The organism is Streptomyces sp. NPDC003248 (assembly GCF_055563235.1).
The window spans coordinates 79,168-93,045 of sequence record NZ_JBVHDT010000003.1; the positions used below are offsets into that span (position 1 = coordinate 79,168).

The following is a 13,878-nucleotide window of genomic DNA, read 5'->3' on the forward strand; positions in this document are numbered from 1 at the left end:
CCTTCACTGGGGTCCTGCCGGCACTGGGGTCCTGCCGGAGTACTCGCCGCTGATGTCGTCGGCCGTGCGGCGCACCTGCGGGAGGAGGGTGAGGAGTTCGTCGGCGGTGACGACGACGTTCGGCGCGGACACCGACATCGCGGCGACCACCCGGCCGTCGGCGCCGCGGATCGGCGCGGCGACGCAGTTGACGGACTCCTCGTGGCCGCCGAGGTCGGAGGCCCAGCCCTGTTCGCGCACCTTCTCCAACTCCCGGAGGAAGGCCGGGGCGTCGGGGGTGGAACGGGCCGTGTACAGGGGATAGTCGAGCTTCTCGGCGACCGCGCGCCGCTCGGGCTCGGGCAGGTCGGCGAGGAGCAGCTTGGCGACGGCGGCGACGGTGAGGGCGACGGGCCTGCCGATCCGCGAGTACATGCGGACCGGGTAGCGGCTGTCGACCTTGTCGATGTAGAGGACCTCGCCCTCCTCGTACACGGCGAGATGGACGGTGTGACCGCAGCGCTCGTTCAGCCGCACCAGGTGGGGATGGGCGATCTCGCGGACGTCGAGGTTCTCCATCGCCTCCTGGGCGAGGGCGAAGAGGCGGGCGCCGAGGCGGTAGCGCTGGTCGGACTGGCGGTAGACCAGCCCGTGCTCGTGGAGGGTGCGCAGCAGGCGCAGGGCGGTGGACTTGTGGACGCCGAGGCGGTCGGCGACCTGTCCGAGGCCGGCGGGGCCCTCGGCGAGCAGCGGAAGGATGCTCAGGGCGCGGTCGACGGTCTGGCTCATGGGGTGCGTGCCTCCTCCAGGGCCTCTTCGGCTTGCGTCCAGCCGGGGCCGAGTCGCAGTCTCCCCCACGCGGTGGCGTCGAGGGCGGCCAGGCGGTCGGCGTGGTGGCGGAGCGGGGGCGCGGCGAGGTCGCCGGGGGCGGTGAGGGCGGCGGCGGCCATGAGGTGGCCGTGGCGCAGCCGGTCGCGGGCGGGCAGTCCGCGCAGGGTGGCGGAGAGGAACCCGGCGGCGAAGGCGTCCCCGGCGCCGACGGCGGCGACGACGTCGACGCGCGGGGCGGGGGCGAAGGTGGCCGTGCCGGTCGCGTCCTCCGCACCGCCCTCCGCACCGCCCTCCGCACCGCCCTCCGCGCCGTCCTCCGCACCGCCGGTGTGGCGGTCGAAGAGCGTCGCCCCGCCCTCGCCCTGCTTGACGACCACGACGCCCGGCCCGGGGAGCGCTTCCAGCACGGCACGCGCGCCGTGCAGCCCCCATGCCTGCCTCGCCTCGTCGTCCCCCACGAACACGATGTCGGCTCGGCGCGCGAGTTCCAGGAGCGCGCGGGGCCCCTCGGTGCCCTGCCAGAGCCCGCGCCGGAAGTTGACGTCGAAGGAGACCAGCGGCCGGCCGGGGCGGGGCACGGTCAGCTCGCGCAGCAGTCCGAGGCAGTCGGGGGACAGGGCCGCGGTGATCCCGGTCAGATGCAGCACGCGCCCCGCCCGCGCCGCCGTGAGGTCCGTGTTCGCCACCGACATCGCGGAGGCGGCCGACCCGGCGCGGTAGTACGCCACCTCGTGCGCGTCGGTGGACCGGTCGGCGGCGGTGCGGAAGTAGACGCCGGTGGGCCGTGCCGGGTCCCGCCGGACGGCCGAGACGTCGACCCCGTACCCGCCGATCGTCTCGACCAGGTGATCGCCGAACCCGTCGGCGCCCACGCGGCTCACCCAGCGCACCGTGTGTCCGGCCGCGGCCAGCGCGCAGACGACGTTGGACTCGGCGCCGCCGACGGCCCGGTCGAAGGAGGGGACGTCGGCGAGGCGCCCCGGCCGGGACGGCAGGAAGGTGACCATGGACTCGCCGAGCGCGACGACGTCCACGACGTCGGGGGCGCTGCACGGTCCGCTGGTGGTCACGATGGTGGCTCCCGGTCCGTGTGAAGGGGCGGTGGCGGGGCGGCGGATCCGTTGACCCCGCCTCGGCCGAGATGTTAGACAGCCGTGAGCGGCATACGCAACGAGCGTTGCACTTCATGCAACGTAGCTGATGAGGAGAGACGCATGGCCCTCGACACCGGTTCCGAAGCGCTCGCCCGTCTCGCCGAGGAACGCGTCGACCACCGTTTCAAGGGCCTCCCGCCGGACGCGGACGGGCTCACGGTCGGCGAGCTGGCCGCGCAGCGCCGCAACCTCTTCACCGACGGCTTCGCGACCCCCGTCCTGGCCCTGTCCGCCGAGCGTCTGGAGCACAACCTGCGGCTCATGGAGGCGTACGCGGCCCGCCACGGCCTCGCCTTCGCACCGCACGGCAAGACGTCCATGGCCCCGCAGCTCTTCCGGCGCCAGATCGAGCACGGCGCCTGGGGCATCACCGTCGCGGTGCCGCACCAGGTCCGGGTGGCCCGGGCGTACGGCGTGCGGCGGGTCTTCCTCGCGAACGAGCTGGTGGACGCGGCGTCCCTGCGCTGGATCGACGCTCAGCAGCTCGCCGACCCGGACTTCCGCGTCGTCTGCTACGTGGACTCCGTGCGCGGAGTCGAGCTGATGCAGGCGGCGCTGAGCGGCACGTCCCGCCCGCTGGACGTGGTCGTCGAACTGGCCGCCGGCGAGGACGCCCGCACCGGCGTGCGCACGGAGGCGGAGTGCGCGGCGGTGGCGGCCGCGGTGGCGGCCGCCCCGGGCCTGCGGCTGGTCGGGGTCGCCGGGTACGAGGGCGAGGTCCCGCGGGCCACCCCCGAGCGGGTGCGCGCCTGGCTCCGGCGGCTGGTCGCGCTCGCCGTGGACCTCGACGCGGCGGGGCGGTTCGCGGACGCGGAGGAGATCGTCGTCAGCGCGGGCGGCAGCGCCTGGTTCGACGCGGTCGCCGACGTCCTCGCCGAGCTGCCCGGCCTCTCCCGGCCGGTGCTGAAGCTGCTGCGCTCGGGCGCGTACGTCTCGCACGACGACGGCCACTACCGCAAGCTGACGCCGTTCAACCGGGTCCCGGAGGAGGGCGCCCTGGAGCCGGCGTTCCGGCTGTGGACGCAGGTGGTCTCCCGCCCCTCCCCCGAGCAGGCCTTCGTCAACGCGGGCAAGCGCGACGCGGCGTACGACCTCGACCTGCCCTTCGCCCAGGTGGTCCGCCGGGACGGCACGGAACGCCCCGCCACCGGCATCTCGGTCACCGCCCTGTCCGACCAGCACGCCTGGCTGCGCACGACCGACGAGGCGGACCTGGAGGTCGGCGACTGGGTGGGCCTGGGCCTGTCCCACCCGTGCACGTCCTTCGACAAGTGGCAGCTGATCCCGCTGGCCGAGGCGGACGGCACGGTCGTCGACTACATCCGCACGTTCTTCTAGTCTCACGTTCTCCTAGTCCTTCTAGTCTCACGTTCTCCTAGTCTCACGTTCTGCTCCTCACGTTCTTCCAGTCTTCTGAGTCGGGGAGGCCGGGCATGGAAGACCTCGTCATCCGGGACGCGGACGTCGTCGACGGCACCGGCGGCCCGTCGTACCGCGCCGATGTGGTCGTCGACGACGGCCGGATCGTCTCGATCGTCCAGGAGGCCGCGGCGGCCGGCTGCCAGCGCCCCCGGGCGACGCGGGAGCTGGACGCCGAAGGGCTCGTCCTCTCCCCCGGCTTCATCGACATGCACGCCCACAGCGACCTCGCCCTGCTGCGCGACCCCGACCACAGCGCGAAGGCGGCGCAGGGCGTGACGCTGGAGGTGCTGGGCCAGGACGGGCTGTCGTACGCGCCGGTCGACGACCGCACGCTGGAGGAGGTGCGCCGGGCGATCGCCGGCTGGAACGGGTACGGCGACGACGTCGACTTCGACTGGCGGTCGGTGGGCGAGTACCTGGACCGGCTGGACCGCGGGGCCGACGGGCGGGGCATCGCCGTCAACGCGGCCTACCTGGTCCCGCAGGGCACGGTCCGGGCCCTCGCCGTCGGCTGGGAGGACCGGCCGGCCCGCCCCGCCGAGCTGGACCGGATGCGGCGGCTGGTCGCGGAAGGCCTGGAGCAGGGCGCGGTCGGCCTGTCGTCCGGTCTGACCTACACGCCCGGCATGTACGCCGGGGACGCCGAACTGACCGAGCTGTGCGAGGTGGTGGCGCGCCACGGCGGCTACTACTGCCCTCACCACCGCTCGTACGGCGCGGGCGCGCTGGAGGCGTACGGCGAGATGGTGGAGCTGGCCCGGAAGACGGGCTGCCCCCTCCACCTCGCGCACGCCACCATGAACTTCGGCGTGAACGAGGGCCGGGCCCGGGAGCTGCTGGCCCTGCTGGACGACGCGCTGGCCGCGGGCGCCGACATCACCCTCGACACCTACCCCTACACGTCCGGCTGCACCACGCTCGCCGCCCTGCTGCCGAGCTGGGCGGGCGAGGGCGGTCCCGAGGCGGTCCTGCGCCGCCTCGCCGACGACGCCACGGCCGAACGCATCCGCCACGACCTGGAGGTGACCGGCGCGGACGGCTGCCACGGCGTGCCGGTCGACTGGGACACCGTCGAGATCTCCGGCGTGCGGGACCCGCGCCTGGCGGACCACGTCGGCCGGACGGTCCACCGGTCGGCCCGGCTGCGCGGCGAGACCCCCTGGACGACGGCCCGCCGCCTGCTCCTGGAGGACCGCCTGGCCCCGACGGTCCTCCAGCACGTCGGCCACGAGGAGAACGTCCGCGCGATCATGCGCCACCGGGTCCACACCGGCGGTTCGGACGGCATCCTCCAGGGCGACAAGCCGCATCCGCGGGCGTACGGCACGTTCCCGCACTACCTGGGCCGGTACGTCCGGGAGCTCGGGGTGCTCTCGCTGGAGGAGTGCGTCGCCCACCTCACGGGACGTCCGGCGGCCCGGCTGCGCCTGCCGGACCGGGGCCTGGTGCGGGAGGGGTACCGGGCGGACCTGGTGCTGTTCGACCCGGAGACGGTCGCGGCGGGGTCCGCCTACGACACCCCGCGCGCGCTGCCCACCGGCATCCCGCACGTCCTGGTCGACGGCCGCTTCGTGATGGAGGACGGGCGGCGGACGGACGTCCTGGCCGGGCGGGCGGTCCGCCGCCGTCCCGGGTGACGGACCGCCCCTGCGCGCCGGCTACGGCTTGGGCAGGGTGCAGTCGGCGGCGCTCAGGTCCAGCTGGTTGCCGGTGGTGAAGCACAACGGGAGCTGGTAGGTCTGCTGGGCGTAGTTGATGCCCTGGCGGACGGTGACGGTGCCGTTCTCGTCGACCTCGCACGGGTTGTTCACCGTGCAGGTAGCGCCGTCCTCGTTGCCGGTGTTGTTGACGGCGACGACCGCGCCGGTGGCCTGGTCGACGACCGGCGAGCCGGAGGTGCCGCCGATGGTCTGGCAGGCCGAGGTGTAGCGGACCGAGTCCTTCCAGGTCCAGTCGCCCTCCCGTATCCGGTACACGAACCCGTCGATGGCGCAGCTGTAGAGCCGCTTCCAGTAGCCGGAGGCGACGGTGATCGCGGTGCCGGCGGTGGGGTGCGTGTCCTGGACGGTGAGCGCGCTGATGCCGTAGGAGCCGCGGATGGCCGCGTAGGTGGTGGTGAGCTGGTAGACCGTGGCGTCCGTGTCGGTCATCGTCGAGTACGCGACCTTGGAGGCGCGCAGGGTGGCCACGCGGGTGCCGGCGGAGTTCAGCAGCCCGAAGGTGCGGGTGGAGGCCTGGCCGACGATCACCTCGCCGGGCTCCGGGAAACCGGTCTCCAGACAGTGGCCGTTGGTGAGCACGAGCGCCGGGTCGGTGTCGAGGGAGTCCGGGAAGCGTACGACGGACCCGGAACAGTTGCTCAGCGCGACGGTCCCGGCCAGGGTGACGGCCTGGAGGGCGGGCGACGCGGGGGCCGCGGCCGGTGCGGCGGCGGTCACCGCGGCGGTGGGCGCGGTGCGCGCGGCGGTGGCGGCGGTCGGAGCCGTGGCGGTCCCGGGTGTCGCGACCGCGGGCGCCGCGCCGGCCCCGGCGATGGCCAGGGCGAAGAGCGCGGCGACGAGAGGCTTGGGCATGTGGGGGTCCCCTCTGACGACGGGGCGACCGGAGGTCTTCCGGTCGCCCGCTGATTTGTCATGTACATCATCAGCACGCCGGGAGGGGAGAACAAGCAGTGCTTTTCGGCCGCGCGGGGGCGGGGAGGCGGGGCCGGGAGGACCGCACCGGGCCGGGAGGGGCGGGGGCCGGGAGGGCCGCACCGGGCCGGGGCCGCGCGGACCATACCCGGCTGGGGCAGCGAGGACCGCACCGGGCCGGGAAGGCTGGAGCCCGGAAGACCGGGACCGGGAAGACCGGGACCGGGAAGACTGGAGCCGGGAAGTCAGACCGGACACACCGCCGGGCCTCGCGAGCACCCCGCCAGCACCCTGGGGCCATCCAGGGACCACCCAGGGACCACCCAGAGACCACCGAGCCTCAGCGATTCCCCTTGTCCCCGCCCGTCCCGTGCCCCTTCCCGTTGCCCTTGGCCACAGGGGTGCCGGAGACGGCCGTCCCGTCCGCCGAGGCGGCGGCCGTCGGCGTGTCGCCCCCGGCGGTCGCCCCGGACACCCCAGCCGCCACGGTCTCCGCGGCATCCACGGCATCCACGGCCTCCGCACCCTCCGCACCCTCCGTGGCCTCCGCGGCCTCCGCCGCCTCCGTGGCCTCCGCCGCCTCCGGCGACGCCGTGCCCCGCGCGCCGGAGGACGTGCCGGGAGTCCGTGCGGCCCCGCCGGCGGAGCCGGACGCCGACGGGGACACCGACTCCGCCGGGGCGGCCGACTCCGCGGACCCCGAGCGCGTACCCCCCTGTTCACCGCGCGTGCCGCCCTCCGGGGACCCGGAGAAGCCCATCCCCGCGATCAGCGCGGCCACCGAGACGGCCCCCACCGCCCCCACGGCGGCCACCACCCGCCGCGACCGCCCGGACCGCCCGGACCGCCCGGACCGCCCCGACCCCGCGCCGCGGGCCGCCGCACGCCGCCGGGCCGCACGGCCGCCCCCGGCCCCGGCCCCGGCACCCGTGTCGGCATCCGCACCCGTGTCGGCATCCGCGCCGGGGGCGGCACCGGCGCCGGCGGAAGCCACGCGCGGCAGCTCGGCCGTCTCGTCGTAGGCGATCTCCCAGCCGTGCGCGGCGGCCGGATCCCTGTACTGCTCGTACGCCGGCGCGTCCGCCGCGTCCGGGAGGTACACGTTCGGACGCACCGGGGACACCTCACTTTCACCTGGCCTGAACATGACCGTGGATTCTAGGGATCCGTGGGGCGCAAGGGACAGCGGAGGGCGATACCCGTACAAACCACACGTCTCACGTGGCGGAAAACACCCCCCGAGGAGCGTTACCGAGCCGTAAGCTCCCAGACATGCAGGTGATCCAGTCCACGAAGCTGTCCAACGTCTGCTACGAGATCCGGGGCCCGGTTCTCGAGGAGGCGATGCGCCTGGAAGCGGCAGGGCACCGCATCCTGAAGCTGAACACCGGGAACCCGGCCGCGTTCGGCTTCGACTGCCCGCCGGAGATCCTGGAGGACATCCTCCGCAACGTCTCCTCCGCGCACGGCTACGGCGACGCCAAGGGCCTGCTGGCCGCGCGCCGCGCGGTCGTCATGCACAACCAGACCCTGGGCATCGAGACCGACGTCGAGCACGTCTTCATCGGCAACGGCGTCTCCGAGCTGATCGTGATGGCGATGCAGGGCCTGCTGGACGACGGGGACGAGGTCCTCGTGCCGGCGCCCGACTACCCGCTGTGGACCGCGGCGGTCTCCCTCTCCGGCGGCACGGCCGTCCACTACCGCTGCGACGAGCAGGCGGACTGGATGCCCGACCTCGCCGACGTCGAGCGCAAGGTCACCGACCGCACCAAGGCGATCGTCATCATCAACCCGAACAACCCGACCGGCGCGGTGTACGACGAGGCGATGATCAGGGGCCTGACCGACATCGCCCGCCGGCACAACCTGCTGGTCTGCTCGGACGAGATCTACGACAAGATCCTCTACGACGGCGCCACGCACACCCCGACCGCCTCGGTCGCCCCGGACCTGCTGACCCTCACCTTCAACGGCATGTCGAAGGCGTACCGGGTGGCCGGCTACCGCGTCGGCTGGGTGTCGATCTCGGGCCCGCGCGCCCACGCCGACTCCTACATCGAGGGCCTGACGATCCTGGCGAACATGCGGCTGTGCGCGAACATGCCGGGTCAGCACGGCGTCGTGGCCGCGCTCAGCGGACGCCAGACCATCGACGACCTGGTGCTGCCGGGCGGGCGCCTGCGCGAGCAGCGGGACGTGGCGTACGAGCTGCTGACCCAGATCCCGGGGGTGAGCTGCGTCAAACCGAAGGGGGCGCTGTACCTCTTCCCGCGGCTGGACCCCACGGTGTTCAAGATCAAGGACGACCGGCGGATGGTCCTGGACCTGCTGCGCCGGGAGAAGATCATGGTCGTCCAGGGCACCGGCTTCAACTGGCCCGAACCGGACCACTTCCGGGTGGTGACCCTGCCCACGGTCACGGACCTGCGGGACGCGGTCGGCCGGATCGCGCGCTTCCTGGACGGCTACGGCCAGCCCTGACCCGCCCCGACTCCCGGCCCATGATCAGATAAGTCCGGTTTTGCGATCAAGTCAACTTTAGACGAAATCTAAGCTAGGATGGTTTCCTGTCAGAGCACGGGAGGCCATCCTCATGTACGAACCGATCCGCACCAAGTCGGTCCACAGCACGATGGCCGGCACCACCTCCGACTTCCCCCATCGGTCCCGCGAGGAGGAGCTGGACATCCAGCTCGCGGGCCATCTCGCCGCGCTGCTCGCCGTCACCGACGAGCTGCGCGCGCAGGCACCGTCCACCGACCTGGACACCGCGGCCGAACGGCTCGCGCAGCAGGTGGCCCGGTTGCGGGGAGGACGGACGCCGGTCCGCACGGTGGCATCCGGCGGCCGTGAGGCCCCCCTCACGGCACTGCACGAGCGGGCGCACACGCTCGCCGGGCGCGCCCTCGTCGTCGCGGCGTCGCGAGCCGACACCGCGGTGGCGATCCTCGCGGCGGAGCGCATGGACGCGCACTCCGCCGCGCTGTCCGGCGGGGAACTGACCCCCGCCGGCTGACCCCGCCCGGGCCGGCCCCCACCCGGGTCCGGCCCTCCCCGGGGTCCCCGTGAACGGCCCCGGTCCGCGTGCACCCGCAGCGACGCGCGGACCGGGCGCCACGATCTCCGTACTCTGCGACTACCTGATCGTCGACCCGCGCACCGGCACCGTCGAGGTGCACTCCGAGCCCTGCCGGGGCCGCTACACCGCCCGCGCGAAGAGGAACTCCGCCCTCCCGTTGCGTTCCGGGGCGCCCCCTTCACCCCCCGTTCACCCGGCTCCCCCAGGAACGACCCGTTCCGCGAGCACGCTCCCCGCGTGAGACGTATCGCAGGAACAGTCCTCGCGGTGCTGCTGATCGGTGGCGTGGTGGCCGCCGTCGTCGCAGGCCGGGACAACGAGGCGACAGGCACGGCAACGAAGACCGTGCGCATGGTCATCGGGTCGGAGAAGGCGGAGTTCTTCGCGGATCCGGACGTGGTGAAGGCCCTCGCCGCCAAGGGCTGGACCGTGCAGGCCGAGACCTCCGGGTCCTGGGCCATGGAAGGGCTGGACCTCAAGGGGTACGACCTCGCCTTCCCGTCCAGCCAGGCACCGGCCGTCGAACTGGCGGCCAAGTACAAGGTGACGGGGACCCTCCCCCGCCCCTTCTACTCGCCGCTCGTCGTCGTGGCGCACGAGAACGCCGCCGAGGTGCTCGCCGGCAACGGCCTCGCCGCCCTGGACGCCGAGCACCGGGGCACGTTCGAGATGGCCGCCTACCTCGACGCGGCCCGCGCCGACCGCACCTGGCAGCAGCTCAAGGGGGCCGGCCGGTACGGTGAGCTGACGGGCACGCTGTACCTGTCCAGCACCGACCCGGAGACCTCCAACTCCGGTGCCCTGTACCTCGCCGCCGCCTCCTACGTCGCCAATGACGGCAAGGTCGTCGCGAGCGACGCCGAGGTCGACGGGGCCGGGCCGCTGCTGCACAAGCTGGTCAGCGTGCAGGGCGCCCAGCAGTCCAGCACGGACGCGGCCTTCCGGGACTTCGTCAGCGGCGCCGGCAACCCGCTCGTCCTCGTCTACGAGTCGCAGGTCGCCGCCCTCCTGGCGGACGGACAGCAGCCCGACGACCTGGTCGTCCTCTACCCCGACACCACGGTCAACAGCGACCACACCGCCGTACCGCTCACCGGGAACGGCAAGGCCGTGGCCGAACTCCTCGCCACCGACCCGCGACTGCGCGAGCTGGAGGTCCGGCACGGATTCCGCCCACAGGGCGACACCGCCGGGTTCGCCTCGGCCGGCACCTACCTCAAGCAGCGACTGACCGGCGTCCGCCAGGCGCCCGTGCCCACCTCGAAGGTGCTGCACGAGCTGGCGCGACGGGCGCGCGGATAAAGGGGGACACCACCATGAGCACGACCGACGACACCTTCACCCTCACCCCGCCCGAGCCGGTGGCCGCCGTGCCGCGCGAGAAGGCCGGCGGACTGGTCCCGGTGGACGACGGGGTACGCACCGACATGGCCGCCAAGGCCGCCGCGTACGTCGAGTCACTGGCCGTCCTCGACGCCCGCTCGCCCGAGTTCGCCGGCAAGGTCGGCGAGATCACCGCGCTCGGCGCCGGCGAGATGCGCACGGCCGCCGCGCAGTCCAACCGCATGCTGGAGCGGACCGTCCGCAGCCTGCCCGACAAGGGCGGTGACGCCCAGTCGAAGGTCGCGGGCTCGCTCGTCGAACTGCGGCGCGTGGTGGAGGACCTGGACCCGCGCGACCTGTCCGCGAACAAGGGACGCAGGTTCCTGTCCAAGCTGCCCGGCGGCAACAAGCTGCGCGACCACGTCGCCAAGTACGCCTCCGCGCAGGGCACGTTGAACAGGATCGTGGGGTCGCTGCGCGGCGGGCAGGACGAACTACGCCGCGACAATGCCGCGTTGCAGACCGAGCGGGTCCGCCTCTGGGAGACCATGGGCAAGCTCCAGGAGTACGTCGTCCTCACCGACGCCCTGGACACGGCCGTCGAGCGGCACATCACCGGCGTCGCGGGCACCGACCCCGAGCGCGCCGACGGGCTGCGCGCCGACGTCCTCTTCCCCGTCCGGCAGAAGCACCAGGACCTGCTCACCCAGCTCGCGGTGTGCGCGCAGGGCTACCTCGCCATGGACGTCGTACGCCGCAACAACGACGAGCTGATCAAGGGCGTCGACCGGGCGGCCACCACGACCGTCTCCGCGCTGCGGATCTCCGTGATGCTGGCCTCCGCCCTCGACCACCAGAAGAAGGTCGTCGAGCAGGTCGACGCGTTGCGCGGGACGACCGAGGACCTCATCCGGGGCAACGCCGAGATGCTGGCCACGCAGAGCGGGGAGATCCAGCGGATCGCCGCCGACCCGGCCGTGGGCGCCGAGACCCTGCGCGCGGCCTTCCAGCAGATCTACCGCACCCTCGACGCCATCGACAGCTACAAGGTGCAGGCGACCGAGGCGATGGCGGCGACCGTGGAGAGCCTGACCACCGAGCTCCAGGGCGCGAGCACCTACCTGGAGCGCAGCCGGTCGCGGGGCCCGCAGGACGGGGGCCTCGGATGAGACGGCCCCTGCTCGCACTGACCGCGCTCGCCCTGCTGCTGACCGCCTGCACGGGCCAGGAGCGCGAGGACGACCCGACCGCCCCCGCGCCCGGCACCCTGCGGGTCCTCGCCTCCAGCGAACTCGCCGACATGGAACCGGTGTGGGAGCAGGTCCGCGAGGACACCGGCGTCACGATCCGGCCCACCTACATGGGCACCCTGGACGCGGTGAACCTGCTGGCGGAGAAGAGCGCCGACGCGCGCTACGACGCCGTGTGGCTGTCCTCCAACGACTACCTGCGGCTGCGGCCGGAGGTCGCGAAGAAGGTCGTGTCCGAGACGCCGGTGATGTCCAGCCCGGTCGCGCTCGGTGTGAAGACGCGGACGATGAACGCGCTGGGCTGGACGCCGGAGGACGTCACCTGGTCGCAGATCGAACAGGCCGTCCAGGACGGCAGGCTGACCTACGGCATGACCGACCCGGCCCGCTCCCACTCCGGCTTCGCCACCCTCGTCTCGGTCGCCTCGGCGCTCTCCGGCGCCCAGTCCGCGCTCACCGACGCGGACGTCACGAAGGCGAGCCCGCGGCTGAAGGAGTTCTTCGCCGGGCAGAAGCTGACGTCGGGTTCGTCGGGCTGGCTGGCGAGCGCCTACCGGCGGCGCGGTGACGTCGACGCGCTGCTCAACTACGAGTCGGTGCTCAAGGGCATCCCGGGGCTGACCGTGATCCGGCCCAAGGACGGCGTGCTCACCGCCGACTACCCGCTGTCCTCCCTGGCCGCGACCGACGCGACGACCCGCGAGGACGTCAAGAAGGTCGCCGACGCGCTGCGCACCCCCGCCGTCCAGGAGCTGATCACCACGCGGACCCACCGCCGCCCGGTCGTCGCCTCCGTACCGCCCGCGTCCGGACTGGACACCACCCGGCGGCGCGAACTGCCCTTCCCGGGCAGCCGTTCGGTGGCCGACGGACTGCTCGACGCGTACGAGAACGAACTGCGCCGGCCCTCCCGGACGGTGTACGTCCTCGACACCTCCGGTTCCATGGAGGGCGACCGGCTCCAGAGGCTCAAGGACGCGCTCACCGGTCTCACCGGCGACTTCCGCGACCGCGAGGAGGTCACCCTGATGCCGTTCGGCTCGGACGTGAAAAGCGTCCGCACCCATGTCGTCAGCCCCGCCGATCCGGAGACCGGGCCGGCCGCGATCCGCGAGGACACCGAGCAGCTGGAGGCGGACGGCGACACCGCGATCTACACCTCGCTCCAGAAGGCGTACGACCACCTGGGCACCGGCCGGGACACGTTCACCTCGATCGTGCTGATGACCGACGGCGAGAACACCGCCGGGGCGGACGCCGGGGACTTCGACGCCTTCTACCGGAAGCTGAGCGGCGCGCGGCAGGACATCCCCGTCTTCCCCATCCTCTTCGGCGACTCCGACCGCTCCGAGCTGGAGCACATCGCCGAGCTGACCGGCGGCCGCCTCTTCGACGCCCAGGAGGGCTCGCTGGACGGCGCCTTCGAGGAGATCCGTGGCTACCAGTAGGTTCACCGGATACCTGGAGTCCCGCAAGAACATCACCGGCAGCCTGTGCGGGCTGGCCGGCCTGGCCCTCACCTTCGCGGGGGTGGCGGGCCCGTACTGGCCGGTCGTGGTCGCCGGGCTGTACGGCGCGGGCGCGCTGATCGCCCCGCCGGAGCGCCCGCCGGTGCCGGACTTCCCCGACCCGTCCGCGCAGCTCGACGAGGTGCGCGCCGACTTCGGCCGGCTCCGGGCCTATCTGGCGGACGTCGACCTGCCGCCCGCCGCCGCGGGCCGGCTCACCGAGCTGACCGAGCTGCTGGCCGCGCTGCTGGACCCCGGCTGGGTCACCGAGCTGCTCGCCCAGGACCCGGAGGCCGTCCACGCGCTGTCCCGGGCGGTGCGGCAGGACGTCCCGGAGGCCGTCGACACGTTCGTCCGGACCCGGTGGTGGACCCGGCTCGCCCCCGGCCAGGAGCCTCCCGAACGGCACCTGGAGAAGCAGCTGACGCTGCTCCGGGAGGAGGCGGAACGGCTGGCCGCGGGTCTGCGCGAGACGGAGGCGCGGCGGCAGGAGTCGCACACCCGGTACCTGGAGGACCGGTCGCGGTGACGTCGTGAAGGGGGAGGGCGGGACGGGCGAAGGCCTGCCGCCGTCCCTCCCGTCGGGGCGGACGGGAAGGGCGACGACAGGCCCAGGGCCTCGCACACCGTTGTGCGAAGCCTCGCCGGTCTGTGGTGCTCACCGCGGCCGGCCGTGACGATACTGCTGGTCAGGGC

At 73.4% G+C, this 13,878-nt stretch carries 12 protein-coding genes; 8 read left to right on the forward strand and 4 right to left on the reverse strand.

Going from position 1 to position 13,878, the window contains the following annotated elements; all coding sequences use genetic code 11:
- Positions 1–3: 3 nt before the first annotated feature.
- The gene (locus ACZ3KJ_RS09160; RefSeq protein ID WP_467525890.1) at positions 4–768 is read right to left on the reverse strand and encodes an IclR family transcriptional regulator; all 765 of its coding nucleotides are present in this window, start codon (positions 766–768) and stop codon (positions 4–6) included.
- Positions 765–1,880 (reverse strand): sugar kinase, encoded by a 1,116-nt coding sequence (locus tag ACZ3KJ_RS09165; RefSeq protein ID WP_467525892.1) that lies wholly within the window; start codon positions 1,878–1,880, stop codon positions 765–767. The genes ACZ3KJ_RS09160 and ACZ3KJ_RS09165 overlap by 4 nt, the downstream gene beginning before the upstream one ends.
- Before the next feature lie 144 nt (positions 1,881–2,024).
- On the opposite strand from ACZ3KJ_RS09165, the gene ACZ3KJ_RS09170 reads away from it, so the two are divergent.
- Entirely contained in the window at positions 2,025–3,302 is a 1,278-nt protein-coding gene (locus ACZ3KJ_RS09170; protein ID WP_467525894.1) for an amino acid deaminase, read from the forward strand.
- A gap of 95 nt (positions 3,303–3,397) precedes the next feature.
- Positions 3,398–5,023 (forward strand): N-acyl-D-amino-acid deacylase family protein, encoded by a 1,626-nt coding sequence (locus ACZ3KJ_RS09175; RefSeq protein WP_467525896.1) that lies wholly within the window; start codon positions 3,398–3,400, stop codon positions 5,021–5,023.
- 21 nt (positions 5,024–5,044) lie between these two features.
- Here the strand turns inward: ACZ3KJ_RS09175 and ACZ3KJ_RS09180 are convergent, their stop codons facing one another.
- Positions 5,045–5,959, reverse strand: a complete 915-nt coding sequence (locus tag ACZ3KJ_RS09180) for a trypsin-like serine peptidase (RefSeq protein ID WP_467525897.1) — start codon at positions 5,957–5,959, stop codon at positions 5,045–5,047.
- Positions 5,960–6,359: 400 nt separating this feature from the next.
- Entirely contained in the window at positions 6,360–7,133 is a 774-nt protein-coding gene (locus ACZ3KJ_RS09185; protein ID WP_467525899.1) for a hypothetical protein, read from the reverse strand.
- Between the two features lie 158 nt (positions 7,134–7,291).
- On the opposite strand from ACZ3KJ_RS09185, the gene ACZ3KJ_RS09190 reads away from it, so the two are divergent.
- From ACZ3KJ_RS09190 to ACZ3KJ_RS09215, 6 genes are all read left to right on the forward strand, one after another.
- Positions 7,292–8,503 carry a pyridoxal phosphate-dependent aminotransferase gene (locus ACZ3KJ_RS09190; protein WP_467525901.1) on the forward strand — a complete coding sequence of 404 codons (1,212 nt, stop codon included), beginning with the start codon at positions 7,292–7,294 and terminating at the stop codon, positions 8,501–8,503.
- A gap of 112 nt (positions 8,504–8,615) precedes the next feature.
- The gene (locus ACZ3KJ_RS09195; protein ID WP_467525902.1) at positions 8,616–9,038 is read left to right on the forward strand and encodes an SCO4983 family protein; all 423 of its coding nucleotides are present in this window, start codon (positions 8,616–8,618) and stop codon (positions 9,036–9,038) included.
- A 300-nt stretch (positions 9,039–9,338) separates the two neighbouring features.
- On the forward strand, positions 9,339–10,403 hold the full coding sequence (locus ACZ3KJ_RS09200; protein ID WP_467525904.1) for a hypothetical protein: 1,065 nt from the start codon (positions 9,339–9,341) through the stop codon (positions 10,401–10,403).
- Positions 10,404–10,417: 14 nt separating this feature from the next.
- The gene (locus ACZ3KJ_RS09205) at positions 10,418–11,593 is read left to right on the forward strand and encodes a toxic anion resistance protein (protein WP_467525906.1); all 1,176 of its coding nucleotides are present in this window, start codon (positions 10,418–10,420) and stop codon (positions 11,591–11,593) included.
- Positions 11,590–13,122 (forward strand): vWA domain-containing protein, encoded by a 1,533-nt coding sequence (locus ACZ3KJ_RS09210; protein WP_467525908.1) that lies wholly within the window; start codon positions 11,590–11,592, stop codon positions 13,120–13,122. Before ACZ3KJ_RS09205 ends, ACZ3KJ_RS09210 begins: the two co-directional genes overlap by 4 nt.
- Positions 13,109–13,711, forward strand: a complete 603-nt coding sequence (locus tag ACZ3KJ_RS09215; protein WP_467525910.1) for a hypothetical protein — start codon at positions 13,109–13,111, stop codon at positions 13,709–13,711. The genes ACZ3KJ_RS09210 and ACZ3KJ_RS09215 overlap by 14 nt, the downstream gene beginning before the upstream one ends.
- Positions 13,712–13,878: the final 167 nt, after the last annotated feature.

What these genes read in the sequence shown, in the direction of transcription:
- ACZ3KJ_RS09160 (WP_467525890.1), bottom strand. Translation starts at nt 768, where the DNA reads ATGAGCCAGACCGTCGACCGCGCCCTGAGCATCCTTCCGCTGCTCGCC.
- ACZ3KJ_RS09170 (WP_467525894.1), top strand. Translation starts at nt 2,025, where the DNA reads ATGGCCCTCGACACCGGTTCCGAAGCGCTCGCCCGTCTCGCCGAGGAA.
- ACZ3KJ_RS09175 (WP_467525896.1), top strand. Translation starts at nt 3,398, where the DNA reads ATGGAAGACCTCGTCATCCGGGACGCGGACGTCGTCGACGGCACCGGC.
- ACZ3KJ_RS09180 (WP_467525897.1), bottom strand. Translation starts at nt 5,959, where the DNA reads ATGCCCAAGCCTCTCGTCGCCGCGCTCTTCGCCCTGGCCATCGCCGGG.
- ACZ3KJ_RS09190 (WP_467525901.1), top strand. Translation starts at nt 7,292, where the DNA reads ATGCAGGTGATCCAGTCCACGAAGCTGTCCAACGTCTGCTACGAGATC.
- ACZ3KJ_RS09195 (WP_467525902.1), top strand. Translation starts at nt 8,616, where the DNA reads ATGTACGAACCGATCCGCACCAAGTCGGTCCACAGCACGATGGCCGGC.
- ACZ3KJ_RS09205 (WP_467525906.1), top strand. Translation starts at nt 10,418, where the DNA reads ATGAGCACGACCGACGACACCTTCACCCTCACCCCGCCCGAGCCGGTG.
- ACZ3KJ_RS09210 (WP_467525908.1), top strand. Translation starts at nt 11,590, where the DNA reads ATGAGACGGCCCCTGCTCGCACTGACCGCGCTCGCCCTGCTGCTGACC.